Source organism: Luteolibacter arcticus (assembly GCF_025950235.1).
Lineage (GTDB): Bacteria > Verrucomicrobiota > Verrucomicrobiia > Verrucomicrobiales > Akkermansiaceae > Haloferula > Haloferula arctica.
In genome coordinates this window covers 413,254-429,630 of record NZ_JAPDDT010000004.1, presented here as the reverse complement: position 1 = coordinate 429,630, position 16,377 = coordinate 413,254, and the positions used below count along the sequence as shown (strand labels likewise).

Here is a 16,377-nt window from a genome sequence, read left to right as displayed (position 1 = left end):
CCGCTTCACGGTCGGGCCTTGCGCTTGGGCGATTTGCCCGGAACCGGCTATTTTGGTTAGAATCTGCACGGATCTGCGCTATCGAAGCGGCGATGCGAACGGACAAACGGGTGGTTATCATCGGAGCAGGGCCGGGAGGACTGACCGCGGGGATGATTCTTGCCCGGCGTGGCTTCGATGTGACGATCGTGGAAAAGAAGGATCGGGTCGGCGGTCGGAATGCCGAACTCAAGGCGGGGGACTTCTCCTTCGACACCGGTCCCACCTTCCTCCACCAGAAGTTTACTCTCGATGAGGTCTTTGCGGAGGCGGGCCGGAAATCGGAAGATTACTTGGATTTCCTCTTGCTGGATCCCATGGCACGCTTGTCCTGGGGGGATACCTCGCTTGAGACGACCTCGGATGTCGAGAAGATGGCCCAGCGGATCGGCCAGGCGTTTCCCGGGAACGCAGAGGGACACCGCCGCTTCATGGCGGACCACCAGGTGAAGATGCGCACCATCTATCCCTGCCTCCAGCGGCCCTATCACCAGTGGCGATCCTACCTCAGCGCCACGCTCTTCAAGGCCTTCCCCTACGTCGCGACGGCCGCCTCAGTGGTGGATGTGCTGGACCGCTACTTTACGGACGACCGGCTGAAGCTGGCGTTCACCTTCCAGGCGAAGTACCTTGGAATGTCACCGTGGAGTTGTCCGGCGCTCTTCAGCATACTTTCCTACACCGAGTATAAATACGGGATCTACCACGTGAAGGGTGGCTTGTGCCAGATCTCGAATGCCATGGCGAAGGTCTTTGAGGAGCACGGCGGCACGCTGCGCCTGGGGAACGGGGTCCAGGAGGTCTTGTTCGAGGGCTCCTCAGTCACGGGCGTGATCCTCGAGGACGGCGAGAAGATCGAGTGTGACGATGCGATCATGAATGCGGATTATGCGCACGCGGTGACTTCACTCATGGGCAAACGCTCTCGGGCAACCAAGCAGTTGGAGAAGAAGAAGTTCTCCTGCTCCACCTTCATGCTCTACCTGGGGCTCGACACCATCTTCCCGGAGCAACCGCACCATCACATCCTCTTCGCGGATGACTACCGCCGGAATGTCTCGGAGATCCAGGGCGAGCGGCTCGCCTCGGACGACATGTCGATCTACATCCGGAACTCCAGCATCAACGACCCGCTGGTGGCACCCGCGGGGAAATCCGGGATCTACGTGCTGGTGCCCACCATCAATACCCGGCACGGCTTCGATTGGGAACGCCACGCGCCGGAGTTCCGCGAGAAGGTGCTCAGCCGTATCGAGCAGCGCTCCGAGTTGAAAGACCTGCGGAAGCACATCGTGGAAGAGCGGATGATCACGCCAGTGGATTGGCGTGACGATCTGGACATCTTCATGGGGGCCACCTTCAACCTCGCCCACACTCTGGACCAGATGCTCTACCTGCGGCCGCACAATCGCATGAGCGGCTACGACAATCTCTACCTGGTGGGTGGCGGCACCCATCCCGGGAGCGGGCTTCCCACGATCTACGAGAGCGGTCGTATTTCCTCGAACCTGCTGTGCGACCGCCGCGGCGTGGCTTACGAGAAGGCGGACTTCACGAGCGCGCTGCTGTAGGCGTGCGGGTGTATCGCCCTAGCACGTGCTGCAGCCGGCAGCGGTTGTAGCGCTGGATGAGGATGCACGGGAGATTGGCCGCGAGGGCATAGATCGCGATGATCAGGTCTCCCCACCATGGATTCCAGAGGAAGAAGAGGGGGATCACGGCGAGAACCGTCCAATGGCACGCTTCACCGCGGCGCGTCTCGGCGATGAAGCGGCGGATGTAGGCCGGATCATGCGCGGTCAAGGTAGCCTTGGCAAATCCGCCGCGGAACCAACTCGCGCCATCGGGGATCGCATCCTTCCAACGGTGGATGCTTAGGAAGCCGCGGCCGGGCCGGCTTGCCTGTGGGCGGTAAGGCCGGTTGAACCATCGCTCCGGCAGCCGCGTGAAGAGCCACGCGCAGCCGAGTTGGAGCGCGGGAAGGCCGGCGGCATTCATGGCGATCACCGCCGCGACCGGCAGTTCACCCGGCATTTACCTCCCGTCCTTTCCATTTCACGGTTTTGCCCGCACCTCCCAACGACCTGACAAATACGGCGATGTAGAAAAACAGCGGCAGGGGATAGAATAGGGCGGTGAGGGAGGAAAAATTCCCGATTCGGCGAAGCATGGCCGCCAATTGGACCGCGAAGGCCAGATAGATGAGAAGGGCCCACGGCGTGATGAGACAGCCGAAGAGGCCAAGTATGAGTCCGCTGATCCATGTCGAGATAAGTATCAAGGTGGATCGTGGCGTGGCGGCGGCACCGGCGGCGAAGCCCTTCGTCCAACCGGCGATGAGAGAGGGGAGCCCATCCGGATACATGCGGAAGGCCAGCGTACCCTTTCCGGTGGTGCTGGAAGTGCGGACACCTGCCTCGCGTAGCTTATTCGCGAGGCAGACATTCTCCAGTATCTTGTCCTTTACGGAGGCGTGGCCGCCGCCGAGCTGGTAATCCTCGCGGCGGATCAGCAGGCATTGGCCCAACAGGTTAACCGGCACGGTGGCGGCGATCATGATCAGATTGAAGAAGGCGGAGAGTTCTTCATAGGGCTTCTCGACCCGGTGATACGGTGCCACGGAGAAGGCCCCTCCCGGATAACGCGCGAGCACGGCTTCCAAGCCTCCGCTTTCAAACCAACAGTCCGCATCCAGGAACATCAGCAGCTCGCCACGCGCGCGCGCTGCACCCTGCTCGCAAGCCCAGCTCTTGCCGCGCCAGCCCGCGGGAAGCGGGCTCGACTGGATCACCGTGGCACCATGAGCGGCAGCTACCTCTGCGGTGCCATCCGTGGAATCATCATCCACTACAAGGACTTCGAGTGGAGCAGCCGTCTGTGAACGAAGGGAATCCAGGAGGCGTGGCAGGTGGTGCGCCTCGTTGCGGGCGGGGATGATGATCGATAGCTTCTCTAACAATGCAGCGCCGCTTTCTCGATCCCGACCGCAGGCGCGCAGCGCGGCGAACATCCGCAGCGAGATGAGCCAGTGAAGAGCGCCCAGCGACAGAACGATCAGTTCCGGTCCCATGCGACGATCTTCTGGCAAACGTTCTGGCCGCACTGGACCACCATCGGCATCCCCCCACCGGGATTGATCGACCCGCCGACGAAGAAGAGATTCCGATAGCGGCTGCTCTGCTTCGGGGCCTTGAAGGCGAAGTTCTTGAAACGGTCCGAGACCACCCCGTAGATCGAGCCCTTGTTCGAGTTATATTGCTCGCGGATGTCCAGCGGTGTCCACAGGTGCTCCACCACGATGTGACGGCGGAGGTCGGTCAGGCCCATGCGCTCAAGCTTGTCCAGCACCCGCTCCTTGAAGGTCTCGTAGTCCGCCTGGGTAAGAGGATTACGGTCGTCGATATAGGGGATGTGGGGAAGGATCTTCAGCGAATCGCAGCCGGGTGGTGCCACCGTCGGGTCACTTCGCGAGGCCGCGACCAGATAGATCGTCGGGTCATCGGGCAGCCGGCGCTCGCGGAAGACGCTGTGGAAGTGCTTTCGCTGGTCCGCGGAGAAGAAGAAATTGTGATGCGCGAGCTGAGGGTAGGTCGTATCCAGCCCCAGCTCCAGAACTAGGCCGGAGCAGGCGGGCTCGTATTTCTCCAGCGTCTTCATGAAGACCTCATCTTCGCCTAACAGATCCCGGTGGGCGGGGATCACCTCGACATTCGAGACCACGATGTCTGCAGGGTGGAAGGTGCCATCACCGGTGACGATGCCGATGACGCGGTCCACGTCGCGGCGGATTTCCTGCACCGGGCTATTCAATCTTACTTCGATCCCGAGGGTTTCCATCAGTCTCCCAAGACCGACTGCAATGCCATACATCCCGCCATCCACGTACCACAGGTCATAGCGGAACTGAATCGCCGGCAGGCAATTCATGAACGCAGGGGCCTGATAGGCGGAGGAGCCCACGTATTTGATGAAGTAGTCGAAGATATCCCGCATCTTCCGGGTCTTCAGGTGGCGTTGCACACCGCCGTGCATGGTGCGCAGGAGGTCAAAGCCGGTGGACTTCCAGAAGCCGTAGTATTCGGAGAAGTCCTTGGCGGTATCCAGTCCCTTCTCGAAGTAGCCCTCGTTGACCAGATCGTAGAGCTTGTAGGAGTAATCGAGGAAGCGCTGCACGGCGGCGGGATCCTCGCCTGCCTTCCGCGCTTCCACCGCCATCACCGCAGGGTCCGGGTGGAGGTCGATGGGCTCCGAGTCTTCGAAGAAATTCCGCCAATGCGGGCGCACCGGCCGGATCGGGATGTAGTCGGCCATCGTCAGGCCGGAGCGATCGAACAGGCGCTCGAAAATGTGCGGAAGGGTCAGGATCGAGGGGCCGAGGTCGAAGGTGTAACCGTCCTTCCTGATCATGTTCAGCTTGCCGCCGATCTTGTCGTTTTTCTCATGGATGGTCACCCGGTAGCCCTCTTGGGCGAGCGAGATGGCAGCCGAAAGACCGCCGAGGCCGGCGCCTAGCACGATGACTTGTTTGCTCATGGGAGATTTTCAGCAATAAGGCGGACGCGAGGATTTCCTGCGCCGGGAATGGGCGATTATGTCGCGGGTTTGGATTATTGCTAGAGATTCCCGGGAAGTGACGGATCGTGGGTCCCGATGGCACCTGCCGACCTCCTCCAGCAGCAGAAATCCCACTATGCCACCGGCGCCACCCGCAGCTTCGAGGCCCGGCGGGATGCCCTGCGCGGGCTGCTCCAAGGGCTGGATCGGTATGAGGGGGAGTTGATCGCGGCGCTGCATGCGGATCTGGGAAAGGGGGCGGTGGAGGCCTACACCTCGGAACTCTTCGTGGTGATAGGGGAGGCGAGGCACGCCATGGCAAACCTGAGCCGATGGATGAAGCCGGTGCGACACCGCGTGCCTTTCCTCGCTTGGCCCGGCCGCGCCAGGGTCGATCGGGAACCTTGCGGGGCGGTGCTGATCATCGGGCCATGGAATTATCCGCTGCAGTTGCTGCTCACGCCGCTGGTCGGGGTGCTGGCAGCGGGTGGCACGGCGGTGCTGAAGCCCTCCGAACATTCACCCCGGGTGGCTGCCGTGATCGCCCGGCTCATCGCGGAATCTTTCCACCTCGGGCATGTGGCAGTGGTGAGTGGAGATGCCGCCGTGAGCGAGAGCCTGCTGCGGGAACCCTTCGACCACATCTTCTTCACCGGCAGCGCACCCACGGGACGCAAGGTCATGGCCGCCGCCGCCGCCAATCTAACACCCGTCACCCTGGAGCTGGGTGGGAAGTGCCCGGTGCTGGTCTTTCCGGGCAAGGACGGGCGACTTGGAGAGTCGCTGGAAGTCATCGCCCGCCGCATCGCGTGGGGAAAGTATCTCAATGCCGGCCAGACCTGCGTGGCACCGGATCATGTGCTGGTGGCGAGCGAACACCACGGCCCGCTGGTAGCTGCGCTTGGCAAGGCCTTCCGCAGCTTCGGCCTGGAAGATCATGCAAGGATCGTGAACCGCCCTCATTATGAGCGAGTGAAGGCCTTCCTGCGGGACGGAAGGGCGTTCCACGGGGGTGGCTACGACGACGACGCGCTTCGCATCGATCCGACGGTGCTCATCGATGTCCCCGCGGACGCTCCGGTGCTGCAGGAGGAAATCTTCGGACCCATCTTGCCGGTGATTCCATGCGAGGGTCCTGACGAAGCTCTCACCCGGCTCCGCTCCCAGCCTGCGCCACTTGCCCTCTATGCCTTCACCAAAAACCGGGAACTCATGGACCGCATCGTCCGGGAAACTACCTCCGGCGGCGTGTGCTTCAATGACACCGTGGTTCATATCACCGGCCAAAGCATGCCCTTCGGTGGTGTCGGTGAGAGCGGCATGGGACGGTATCGGGGCAAGGCAAGTTTCGATACTTTCACTCGTGAAAGGATCGTCATGCACCGCCCGCTTTGGATCGATTTGCCCTTCCGATACCCGCCACCGAGAGTGACGGTCGACAGGCTCAAGGCTCTGATGCGATTTTCGGGGAAATGAGGGTGTCTCGCAAGGGCTGGAAAGGCGACCTTTGCTCCTCAAACCTCGTGCAAAGTGCGTCCAGAGCGACGCGGGCTGCACGGGGATTCTGTCCCGCGGCCCGCCCCCCTTCGCGGGCCCTCTGAACGCTACGGTCGGAATTTCCCTTTGTGGCACCGGAGGTGTGAGTCCCGGGGTGAAATTTGACTGGCGTGGGCCTATATTGTGCGAAGATTCCCATCAACCATGCCCCCCGATCACTCCCAGTCCGACAGCGCGGCGGATCTCAAGGCAGGGCACATTGCCGTGCTCCGGGAGTCGGCCAACGATTGGGAGACTGCCGCGTGGATATCCGACAGTTCGGGGAACAGGATCTGGCTTAACCAGGCTTGGTCGGACCTCTCCGGCCGTGATCCTTCCCAGGAAATTCAGGATGGCTGGACAGCCGGATTGGATCCCCGTGACAAGGCAAGCTGCCAACAGCGCTTCCGGCAATCGTTTGAGACCGGGGTATCCTTCGTGATCGAGCACCTTCTTTTCGATGCCCATGGGAACTGCAAAAGGATCTCCAATCACGTGGTGCCGCTGGTCTCGGGGGAAGGTCCGGCATTGTATTTCGGAACCTCTGTCGTTCTTGGTCCCAAGGAGGAGGAACGGAGCCCGTCGCGAGGCGATCCGGACTTCGAGCGGGAGATGATCGAAAGCGCGATTGAATTTGCCATTTTCACCATTTCCCACGAGCGCAAGGTGGTCTCCTGGTCGGCAGGTGCCGAAAGGATCTTCGGGTACGAAGAGCACGAGATCCTGGGGTGTGCCTTTGACGTCCTTTTCACGCCGGAGGACCGCGCTGCCGGCATTCCCGGGCAAGAGTTGATCGTGGCTGCCCGTGAGGGGCGATCCTCTGACGAAAGATGGCATTTGAGAAAGGATGGCAGTCGTTTTTATGCCAGCGGCGCCGTGTCGCCGGTAAGAGGGAGCACCCCGCAGAAATTCGTCAAGATCGCCAGGGATCTCACCTCGCGAAAGCTGATCGAAGATGCATTGGGGGAGGCAGACCGCCGGAAGAATGAATTCATCGCCACGCTCGCTCATGAGCTTCGCAACCCGTTGGCGCCGATTCGGACAGGGATCGAACTGCTTTCGCGGCAGGAAACTCCGGATGCAGTCCGGGAGAGGGTGCTCGGAATCATGGAGAGCCAGATGAACACCATGGTGCATCTGGTGGACGACCTGTTGGAAATCTCAAGGATCACGCAGGGGAAGATCCAACTAAAGCATGACCGTGTGAATCTGGGAGACGTGATTCACTCCGCAGTGGCGGCATGCCTGAACGCGCCTGATCACAATGACCGGGAAATCCCCGTCGATGCTCCTGAAGAATCCGTGTGGGTCAACGGAGATGCAGTTCGTCTGGAGCAATGCGTCGTCAACCTCCTCTTGAATGCGCTCAAGTTCACTCCCCGCGATGGACGGATCGAGGTCACTCTTCACACCGACGAGGATTCCGCAGAGATCATCGTGGCAGATAGCGGCGTGGGCCTTCAACCCGAAGAGCTTGAGGCGGTTTTCGACATGTTTACCCAAGGAGCCGGTTCACGCGGGGGCTTGGGAATCGGACTGGCGGTGGTGAAATCTTTGGCAGAAATGCATGGCGGAAGCGTCAGCGCTGCAAGCCCCGGCCCCGGGCTGGGCAGCAAATTTTCAATGAAGATTCCGAGGGCGGCGAACACCCCGCCAGCGGAAGCTCCACCCGGGGGGCAGATTCAATATCCGCTATCAGTCTCCGGGACCATTCTCGTAGTGGATGACAATGTGGATGCGGCGGAGTTGCTGAAGACCATGCTGGAGGCGCACGGCATGATCGTGAGAACCGCCGCCGACGGCATTTCAGCAGTTTCCGCGGCATTCGAACTTCGCCCCCGGTTTTGTATCTGCGATATCGGCCTGCCTGGGATAGACGGCTACGAAGTCGCTCGAAGGGTCTCTGAGCAGTGTCCCGACACCGTGTTTATTGCCGTCTCGGGTTGGGGCGGGGAGGAAGACCGGGCGCGGTCCCGGGAGGCGGGGTTCGCGCATCATTTGGTAAAACCCGTCAAGCTGAGCGAGCTCTGGCCACTGCTTGCCCATGAGGAGCCGGGGGGGCTGCCTTAACCCTTTCGGAGTCAGGAATGTTCAGCCCGGTCAGGACGGAGGCGGCCAACACTGCAAGAACAGCGGAGGAAAGCCTGGGGGGGAGGTTTTCATGGAGCGGAAGTCTTTGTTGCGGGGAAATCGCAAGACGAGGAGACTCTGGTAACCATTCGGCGAGAATCGGAGCAGAGGGCAATTCCAACCGATCCGTTACGGAAGGACCGCTTGCGACTTCGTAACAACTTGGATTCCCTGAGGGGGCTCCCCACAGAACATGGACATCCTGCTAGTCGAAGACGAACCGCAGATTACCAGCCAAGTCAGCCGCGCCCTGGTGCGGGCGGGTCATGCGGTGGACACCGTGGGCGATGGGACCGCCGCGATGGAGCAGGTGACGGCCAAGCGCTTCGACTTGATGCTGCTGGATGTGAACTTGCCGGGATTCGATGGCTTCGAGGTATTGAGGCGAGTCAGGCTGGCAGGCTTGCCCATCCGGGTGCTGATGCTCACCGCGCGGTCAGAGATTGGCGACCGCGTGGCGGGCTTGAAAGCGGGGGCGGACGATTATCTGACGAAACCCTTTGCCCTCGAAGAGCTGCTGGCCCGGGTGGAAGTCCTGGGCCGCCGCGGCACTGTCGGGGCCGAGGTTCCTGACGCCGTGTTGCATGTGGGGTCCATTTGCATGGATGCTGGCAAGCGACGGGTGACGCGCGGGGAGGAAAAGATCGAGCTGTCGCCCCGGGAGTTCGAGGTGCTGATGGTTTTCATGCGGGAGCCCGGTCGAACGTTCACACGGGACGAGATCTGCGAGCGCATCTGGGCGCGTGAGCATGAATATGACACCCGCACGGTGGAGATCTTCATCATGCGCTTGCGGAAGAAGCTGGATCGCCCGGGTACCGAGTCGGTGATTGGCACCGTGCGGGGGGTCGGCTATGTGATGCAGTCTCCAAGATGAAGCGCTGGTCCCTGAAGGTGAAAGTCGGCGTGTATGCGGCGCTGCTCGCCGTGGTGGCGCTGGCGGTTGGCGCGGCGGTGCTAATGCCGGTGCTCTATTATCATCAGGTCGCGCAACTGGATGAGTCGCTCAAAAACGATGCCGACGAGTTGCTGCGGGACTTGCAGAATTTCCGAGGTGCACCGGTGGATCCGCGACGGCCGCTGAGCGCGAAGTTCATCCCCCTGTCGCTGCGCGGCCGCTACCTCATCATCGAGGGGCCCGAGCACCAGTTCCTCTATCAGTCGCCCAACCTGCGGGGAATGTACATGCCGGGCCACGACGGGAAGATGCGGACCATCGAGCTATTCGGTCGGAACTGCCGCGTGGGGTCATGGCAGGAGGGACCCTATCACGTCCATATCGGCACACGGCTCGGCACCATCGAGGGCTTCCAGCGTGACCTGCGGCGCGGAATCCTGATGTCGCTGCCGGTCGTAGGGCTAGTGGTGTTTCTCGGCGGGCATTTGTTAGGCAGGCGTGCCGTGGCCCCGGTGGCGAAGCTTGGTGAAGCTGCCGAGCGGATCAGCGCGGCGGCACCGGACGAACGTTTGCCAATGCCCCCTGCGAATGACGAGATTGCGCGGCTGACGGAAGTGCTGAACCGGACCTTCGACCGACTGCAAACGTCTTATCAAGCGGCGACGCGTTTTTCTGCCGATGCCTCGCATCAGCTCAAAACGCCGGTGACGGTGTTGCGCGCAGGACTCGATGAACTCTCCCGCAACGGCGGACTGTCCGTCGCCCAGGCCGCCGAGGTAGACGTGCTACGCCAACAGACGCGACGATTGACGGCCTTAATCGAAGACTTGCTCTTGCTCGCCCAAGTCGATGCCGGCCGTTTGGTGCTGGAGGCCGAGGAAATCGATTTGGCTCCCCTGATCGCGGCGGCAAGCGATGACCTGCAAACGTTAGTCGCCGACCGCGATATCACGCTGGAGGAAAGCGTGCCGGACACCTTACCCGCAAAAGCCGACGGCCGGCGCGTGTCACTGGTCCTGCAAAATCTGGTGGAGAATGCGGCGAAGTACACTCCTTCCGGAGGCAAGGTGCGCTTGAGCGCGCGGAGAGACACTGGCTGGGTGGCGGTCAGCATGGCAAACACGTGCCCACCGATCCCGGAGGAGGCGCGGGAAGAGATCTTCGAACGATTCCGCCGCGGACCTGCTGTTGGCGAGAATGTGAGGGGCTATGGGTTGGGACTGAACATTGCGCGCGAGTTGGTGCGCGCCCATGGAGGGGATCTGGAACTGAAGCGCTCAGACGCCGACTGGACGGAGTTCGAGTTCCGGGTGCCGGATGGATCTTGAAGATTCGCGGGGCCTGATGCCTCGTCACTTAGGCGTCACCGCGCGCGATTGCTCTGCGGTGAGCTGAGTGCGCGAACTTTCCGGCAAGGTGTCCCAGTTGGTTTGAAGCCAGTCCAGTGCGCCCTCGTCATCGCGCTTCCGCCACTCGCGGAAATAGCGGGCGAGGGCCTCGTTGCGTGCCTTCTCCGAGGTCATCCCAAGCGCGAGATCCATCGTATCCGGCAAGCTGGTCTCGCTAAGGACGTCCCCGAGGCTCTGTCGGGCCCGATCGGCCAGAGTGTCATCGACCTCCCCACCGAGCCACTCGCGCATGCCAACAGGGTCAGTGCCTGCCCACGAATACAAGGCACCGGTGATTCCTTCGTTCGCATCCGCGGCGGGCAAGTCATCGAGCCAGCCGAGGGCAGCTTGCGGCTCGATCGCTCCCCAAGTGGTGCCGAGGTGTGCGATGACCTCACGACGCATTTCACCGGGTCCAAGGGTCTGGCTCCACGCGACGGCGGACTGGATGTCGCTGGCAGCCCACACGGTCGCGAGGGTCGCAGCGGCTTCTTCCTTTGCGGGACCCTCGGCCAACTTCGAGATCCAGCCTGCGGTTTCCGCAGGATTGGTCGTCGCCCACACGTCGGCGATGGCGATGACCAGATTCAGCTCCTTGCCCGAGGCGATCTCTTGCTGGAAAATCTCGACCGCCTCTTGCGGATCCTGATTGGCAACGGTGCTCGCCACCGCCACCTCGGCGGTGTCCTGTGCCGGTCCTTCGGGCAATGACTTCGCCCAATCCGCCGCGGCGGACGGGTTGTCCTCCGCCCAAGTGCTCGCCACCGCATTGAAGAGCGGTTGGGAAGTGACGCCGGTAATCTGCAGCCACTCGGCCGCCTGCTGGGGCGAGCGGCGTGACCAGCCGACCATCAAGTCGGTCAGGGCGCGCTCCTTCAATGGGCCTGTTAGATTTTGTTCCGCCCACAGCCATGCCTCACGCGGGCTGTTTTCCGCCCACTTGTTCACGGCGATGCCGATTGCGTCAGACTGGAGCTGGCCGGCAGGCAAGCTTGCTTGCGCGTGACCGGCGGCTCCGGAGGGATCCTCCTCCGACCAAATGCCGTAGAGACCGCGGTAGAAGTCGAGCTGATCCTGGCGATTCTCGATCGCATAGGCTTCGTCGAGTGCCCCGGCGACGTTTTCGCGGGCGGCTTCCGCGCCGGCCCTGCGGAAGTGTTCGCCGCGTTCCAGCGCATCGCGGAGCTTCGGGGGGATAGCTGATTTATTTTGGGAAAGGGGTCGGTCATCGGCCCGGACCTGGAGCGCAGCATCCCGGACCGACGACCTTGTGTCCGGCACGTGGCCGAAACCGTCGGGCCCTCCCGGACGGGGCACGGTCCACCACGTGAGTGTCGTGCCCGCCACGGCTCCGCATACCGCCCACATGGCGTTGGCGGCGGGGGAACCGTTTTGCGGGAGTCTCATGACCGCGGTCAGGCTAGGGAAGGGGGAGGAGTCCGGGCAACGGGATCTCCGTAACCGATCGGTTACGGTCGCCGGATGGCAACCCAACCGCTGCATGCTAGACCGCAAGCACGCGCGGCGTGAAGGAGACTTTTCGCCACGCCAGAGCGCATCATTCATGAATTCCCCCTCGAACCGCCGGAAACGGACGGCCGCTGCGGCGTGCTTTCTTTTCCTGTTATTACCGGCTCATGCCGGTCTCGAGGTGCTGCACTCGTTCCAGAAACCGGGCGTCCAGCCGGTGGGCGAGCTGCTGCCGCTGGCGGGTGGGGAGAGCTACGGCACTTGTAGTAGCGGCGGCGCGGAGGGAGCAGGCTCTGTCTTCCGCGTGACCCCGGGCGGTGCGGTGGAAACGGTGGCCTCCTTTGGCGGCTCCAATGGCAGTGCGCCCACATCGGGCCTGGTGCAGGGGCCGGACCAAGCCCTCTATGGCACCACTTCGGCCGGCGGGGCGGGGGGCTTCGGGACGGTTTTCAAGGTCACGACCACAGGAGTTCTGACCAAGCTGACCGACTTTACCGGTGCCGGAGGTGTGGCACGGGGCTCGGTGCCGGGGCCGCTGGTCCTCCACACGGACGGCTTTTTCTACGGCACGACTGCGGCTGGCGGCACGGGAGGCTTCGGGACTGTTTTCAAGGTGAGCCCGGCGGGCGCGATCACGACCTTGGCGGAGTTCACTGGCATGGCTGGAGCGGCCAAGGGGAGCGAGCCCGGTGGATCGCTGGTCGTTTCCGGGGACACCATCTACGGGGTTTGTCGTACTGGCGGCACCTCCAACCTGGGCACCGTGTATCGCCTCAGCAGCGGCACGGTGACGACGCTGGTCGAATTCACCGGCAACACGGGCGCTCGACCCGGAGCCCGGCCGGCGGGCGGTCTGGTATTGATCGGCGGCGGGCTACTTTTCGGCACCACGGAATTCGGCGGCGCGGAGGGTTTCGGGACCGCCTTCAGTCTGACGACCGGGGCGAGTCCTGTTTTCACGCCCCTCCGTAGCTTCTCCGATTTGGAGGGCTCGCAGCCGGTCGGTGAAATGGTGACGGTGGATGCCTCCACACTGCTGGGCACGGTGGCGGCAGGTGGGGCCTCGGGATGGGGCGGGATCTTCAAGCTCACCACCGGCGGGGCTTTCACCATGCTCGCTTCCTTCACCGGGGAAAGTGGCATCACCCCGGGTGCGGTACCAAGGGCGGGCATCGCGGCGGGCGACGACGGGTATTATCATGGCTGTACCTCGGCCGGAGGAGCGGGAAATCTTGGTACGGTCTTCAAGGTTTCTGCGGCCGGGAACTTTACCCCGGTCGCCAGCCTTTCGCCTGCCAACGGCTGGATGCCGTCCGGCGCACCGGTGCCGGATGGCGCGGGCGGCTGGCTTTTTCCGCTCGCCGCGGGGGGAAGTGGTGGCGGCGGCACCTTGGCAAAGTGGGCGGGAGGTTCGCTCACGGTGGCAGCCACGCTTGGCGGCGCGGCCGGCTCCGCTCCGGACGGACAGTTGATGACTAAAAACGGTGTCTTCTATGGTCTGGCCAGCCAGGGAGCGGCATCGGGGCGCGGATCGGCGTTTCGCTACGACCCTGCCTCTGGCATATCTCTCGTCAACTCCTTCACCTCGACCGGCGGATCGCTCGCCGATGGAGGGCTCATCAACGGCTCGGATGGCGCGCTCTACGGAGCCAGCCGTGAAGGTGGGACCAGCGCACGGGGCACGCTCTTCAAGGTGACCACCGCCGGCGTGCGGACGCGCATCGTCTCCTTTACCGGCAATGCCGGAGCCTTCGCCGGCAGCGGGCCACGGGGGCCGCTGGTATTGGCCGGGAACCAGAGCTACTACGGTGTCACCAGTCGCGGCGGCACGGCAGACTGCGGGGTTCTTTTCAAACTGTCATCTCTGGGGGCCTACACCGTGCTCGCGCACTTCGCTGCGAACGGACCACGGCTGCCCTCCGCCGGGCTGGTCGCGGCTACCGACGGAATGATCTACGGCACCTGCCGCAGCGGCGGCACGGAAGATGCCGGTGCCATAATCCGGCTCAACCCGGCCAATGACTCGTGGACGGCCGTCGCATCCTTCGATGGCACCACGCTTGCGGGTCCAGACAGCGATCTCCACGCCGCGGCAGACGGATATCTGGTCGGTCTGGCGAGCGGGCCCGGAAACGGCGGGGTCTTCCGCTACACCACGGCGGGCGGACTCTCAAGGCTCGCTGCCTTCAATGGCATCAGCGCCACGGCCGATGATGGAGCGGGTCTCATCTTCACCGGTGGCGTGACCACGGCGGCCGATGGCACCATCTATGGTACTGCGGCAGGAGGAGGCTCCTCGGGAGGCGGAGTCTTCTTCCGCATCGTGCCGGACTCCCCGCTTGCCGCGTGGAAGGCCCAGCACCTCGGCAATCCGGCCGCTGCCGATGACGGGGACCCGGACGGCGACGGGCTCGCGAATTTGGTCGAGTACGCGCTGCTCACGATTCCCACCACACCTGATCCCGCTCCTACCCCGGTGCTCCATGGTGGAAAGCTGGACCTGATGATCCCGCGGGATCCGTCGAGGAATGACATCGCTTTCGTCGTGGAAGCTTCCGGAGACCTGGTCAATTGGTCTGCCATTGCCTCAAGCGAGCATGGCTCCGCATTCGCCGGACCGGGATACGTTTCGGGCGAAACTGGAGGCCCAGGCGTGAAATCGATCCTGGTGCGTGACCTCGCGCTTCCTTCCGAAACCGCCCGCTTCCTGCGCGTGAAAGTGACCCACTGATTTCCTACCACTCTGTTACGCCAATCCCTTTGCCGCTTCCCGTCCTCCTTCGTAAATCGTTTGCCGAGCGCCAAAACCGAATCCTTGGAATTTCCCGAGAATATGAAACCAATGTCTCTCATCCGCACCCGCGCGGGATTGAGGCTGCTCGCCGCCGCCAGTCTGGGTCTGTCGGCGATGGAAGTCCACGCCACCGGCACGGCACCGGACCTTGATGGCGATGGCGTTCCGAATCTCGTCGATCCCGATATCGACGGCGACGGCATTCCGAACGCGCTGGACGAAAACATCGACGGCGGCATCGCGAAGACCGGCCCCTACGCCGGCCAATACATCGGGGATCACGTCAACAACGACAACCCGGCGGAGCGCGACATCGACGATGACGGCCTGGCCGATGACTCGCTGGGCGAAACCGACGTGGACGGCGACGGCAAGTCCGACAGCAGTCCCTACGAGGCGGACACGGACGGAGACGGACGTAACGATACGCTCGCGTCCGAGCGGGACATGGACGGCGACGGGAAGCTTGATGACGATTCCAGCGAGGATGACATCGATGGCGACAGCCTCGACGACGACGACTTTGCCGAGGACGACATCGACGGCGACAATTCGTCCGACTCGATGGACGATGACATCGACGGAGACTCGCGCGGCAATGCCGTGACCAATGACGATGACGTCGATGGCGACGGCAAGCTCAACGATTCCGACAACGAGGATGACGACGACGGCGACGGAGCGCGGGACCGCGACGACGACGATGACAACAACGACGGCATCAAGGATCACGACGACGACGGTCATCACGACGAAGAGGACGAGATCGAGCAGCGCGCGGATTTGGCAGCCAGCGTGCAAGCCCCCGCCGGAAGCTGGGTAAAGGTGGAACTCCAATCCATGGCAACGGGCAAGGTCGAGCTCAAGATCCGGGGGAGGGACCTTCCCGTGGGTAACTACCAGATCCTCATCGGAGGAGCCGTCCGCGGTCTGCTGACCATGCAGCAGGATGATGATGAAACCCGCGGGAAGACCGAGTTTGAAACCGGCAACGACCTGGATGAAGACGAGTTGCCACTGAATTTCGCCGTGGCAGGTGCTCCGATATCCATCGTCAGGGAGGGCATCACTTTCTTCAGCGGCGCGATTCCTGCGCCTCCACCCCCTCCTACCGGGGGGGCTGATGACGACCATCACAATCACACCTACATCAGCCCGCTCGTCCGCGGTGCTGGTGCCCCCCCGGAAGCAAAGGGGGAGGCGGAAATCGACGTCGGCGTGGCCGGCGTGATCGTCTTCGAAGTCGAGGCGGAGGATCTGCCGGTCGGGGCTTACGACGTCAGGGTGGACGGTGCCCTGCGCGGAACGCTGGACGTGATCCAACTTCCCGAGAAAACGCGCGGGGAACTCCGCTTCGAGACCGAACCGGAGGGCGATGACCTTGAACTCGATTTTCCGGTCATCGGCTTGCCGGTGACCATTCGCCAAGGCGAGACGCTCTTTTTTTCCGGCACAATCCCCCGGGGGGGATGATTGTGACGGAAATGAACTCCGTATTTCCAAGCTGAAATTCGGTGGCAGGCGCCCCGGTCCGAAAAAGGCCGGGGCGTCTTGCGTGCGGGGCTTGC

At 62.8% G+C, this 16,377-nt stretch carries 11 protein-coding genes; 7 read left to right on the top strand and 4 right to left on the bottom strand.

Annotation, left to right across the window (positions count from 1 at the left end):
• The first annotated feature begins 92 nt into the window (after window positions 1-92).
• The gene (locus OKA05_RS12610; RefSeq protein ID WP_264487503.1) at window positions 93-1,610 is read left to right on the top strand and encodes a phytoene desaturase family protein; all 1,518 of its coding nucleotides are present in this window, start codon (window positions 93-95) and stop codon (window positions 1,608-1,610) included.
• Here OKA05_RS12610 and OKA05_RS12605 read toward each other — a convergent pair.
• From OKA05_RS12605 to OKA05_RS12595, 3 genes are read right to left on the bottom strand one after another with little or no spacing between them, the layout of a single operon-like run.
• Window positions 1,591-2,073, bottom strand: a complete 483-nt coding sequence (locus OKA05_RS12605) for a glycosyl-4,4'-diaponeurosporenoate acyltransferase CrtO family protein (protein WP_264487502.1) — start codon at window positions 2,071-2,073, stop codon at window positions 1,591-1,593. The two genes, OKA05_RS12610 and OKA05_RS12605, sit on opposite strands and share 20 nt — an antisense overlap.
• Window positions 2,063-3,109, bottom strand: a complete 1,047-nt coding sequence (locus OKA05_RS12600) for a glycosyltransferase family 2 protein (RefSeq protein ID WP_264487501.1) — start codon at window positions 3,107-3,109, stop codon at window positions 2,063-2,065. The genes OKA05_RS12605 and OKA05_RS12600 overlap by 11 nt, the downstream gene beginning before the upstream one ends.
• Window positions 3,094-4,572, bottom strand: a complete 1,479-nt coding sequence (locus OKA05_RS12595) for a phytoene desaturase family protein (RefSeq protein WP_264487500.1) — start codon at window positions 4,570-4,572, stop codon at window positions 3,094-3,096. Before OKA05_RS12595 ends, OKA05_RS12600 begins: the two co-directional genes overlap by 16 nt.
• 117 nt (window positions 4,573-4,689) lie before the next feature.
• Between OKA05_RS12595 and OKA05_RS12590 the strand changes: the two genes are divergently transcribed.
• The 4 genes from OKA05_RS12590 to OKA05_RS12575 all read left to right on the top strand — a co-directional run bounded on the left by OKA05_RS12590 (window position 4,690) and on the right by OKA05_RS12575 (window position 10,485).
• Window positions 4,690-6,069 (top strand): aldehyde dehydrogenase family protein, encoded by a 1,380-nt coding sequence (locus OKA05_RS12590; RefSeq protein WP_264487499.1) that lies wholly within the window; start codon window positions 4,690-4,692, stop codon window positions 6,067-6,069.
• Between the two features lie 225 nt (window positions 6,070-6,294).
• Window positions 6,295-8,199, top strand: coding sequence for a PAS domain-containing hybrid sensor histidine kinase/response regulator (locus OKA05_RS12585; protein WP_264487498.1), 1,905 nt, complete (start codon window positions 6,295-6,297; stop codon window positions 8,197-8,199).
• Window positions 8,200-8,452: 253 nt separating this feature from the next.
• Complete coding sequence (locus OKA05_RS12580) at window positions 8,453-9,136, top strand: response regulator transcription factor (RefSeq protein WP_264487497.1); 684 nt, start codon at window positions 8,453-8,455, stop codon at window positions 9,134-9,136.
• On the top strand, window positions 9,133-10,485 hold the full coding sequence (locus OKA05_RS12575; RefSeq protein ID WP_264487496.1) for a HAMP domain-containing sensor histidine kinase: 1,353 nt from the start codon (window positions 9,133-9,135) through the stop codon (window positions 10,483-10,485). The genes OKA05_RS12580 and OKA05_RS12575 overlap by 4 nt, the downstream gene beginning before the upstream one ends.
• Window positions 10,486-10,509: 24 nt before the next feature.
• Here the strand turns inward: OKA05_RS12575 and OKA05_RS12570 are convergent, their stop codons facing one another.
• On the bottom strand, window positions 10,510-11,952 hold the full coding sequence (locus OKA05_RS12570; protein WP_264487495.1) for a hypothetical protein: 1,443 nt from the start codon (window positions 11,950-11,952) through the stop codon (window positions 10,510-10,512).
• A gap of 157 nt (window positions 11,953-12,109) precedes the next feature.
• Between OKA05_RS12570 and OKA05_RS12565 the strand changes: the two genes are divergently transcribed.
• Both OKA05_RS12565 and OKA05_RS12560 read left to right on the top strand, forming a co-directional pair.
• On the top strand, window positions 12,110-14,746 hold the full coding sequence (locus OKA05_RS12565) for a choice-of-anchor tandem repeat GloVer-containing protein (RefSeq protein ID WP_264487494.1): 2,637 nt from the start codon (window positions 12,110-12,112) through the stop codon (window positions 14,744-14,746).
• Between the two features lie 111 nt (window positions 14,747-14,857).
• Window positions 14,858-16,282 carry a hypothetical protein gene (locus OKA05_RS12560; protein WP_264487493.1) on the top strand — a complete coding sequence of 475 codons (1,425 nt, stop codon included), beginning with the start codon at window positions 14,858-14,860 and terminating at the stop codon, window positions 16,280-16,282.
• The last annotated feature ends 95 nt before the right edge of the window (window positions 16,283-16,377 follow it).

Excerpts from the sequence above, each read along its gene's own strand:
- OKA05_RS12610 (WP_264487503.1), top strand. The coding sequence starts at position 93 with ATGCGAACGGACAAACGGGTGGTTATCATCGGAGCAGGGCCGGGAGGA.
- OKA05_RS12605 (WP_264487502.1), bottom strand. The coding sequence starts at position 2,073 with ATGCCGGGTGAACTGCCGGTCGCGGCGGTGATCGCCATGAATGCCGCC.
- OKA05_RS12600 (WP_264487501.1), bottom strand. The coding sequence starts at position 3,109 with ATGGGACCGGAACTGATCGTTCTGTCGCTGGGCGCTCTTCACTGGCTC.
- OKA05_RS12595 (WP_264487500.1), bottom strand. The coding sequence starts at position 4,572 with ATGAGCAAACAAGTCATCGTGCTAGGCGCCGGCCTCGGCGGTCTTTCG.
- OKA05_RS12590 (WP_264487499.1), top strand. The coding sequence starts at position 4,690 with ATGGCACCTGCCGACCTCCTCCAGCAGCAGAAATCCCACTATGCCACC.
- OKA05_RS12585 (WP_264487498.1), top strand. The coding sequence starts at position 6,295 with ATGCCCCCCGATCACTCCCAGTCCGACAGCGCGGCGGATCTCAAGGCA.
- OKA05_RS12580 (WP_264487497.1), top strand. The coding sequence starts at position 8,453 with ATGGACATCCTGCTAGTCGAAGACGAACCGCAGATTACCAGCCAAGTC.
- OKA05_RS12575 (WP_264487496.1), top strand. The coding sequence starts at position 9,133 with ATGAAGCGCTGGTCCCTGAAGGTGAAAGTCGGCGTGTATGCGGCGCTG.
- OKA05_RS12570 (WP_264487495.1), bottom strand. The coding sequence starts at position 11,952 with ATGAGACTCCCGCAAAACGGTTCCCCCGCCGCCAACGCCATGTGGGCG.
- OKA05_RS12565 (WP_264487494.1), top strand. The coding sequence starts at position 12,110 with ATGAATTCCCCCTCGAACCGCCGGAAACGGACGGCCGCTGCGGCGTGC.
- OKA05_RS12560 (WP_264487493.1), top strand. The coding sequence starts at position 14,858 with ATGTCTCTCATCCGCACCCGCGCGGGATTGAGGCTGCTCGCCGCCGCC.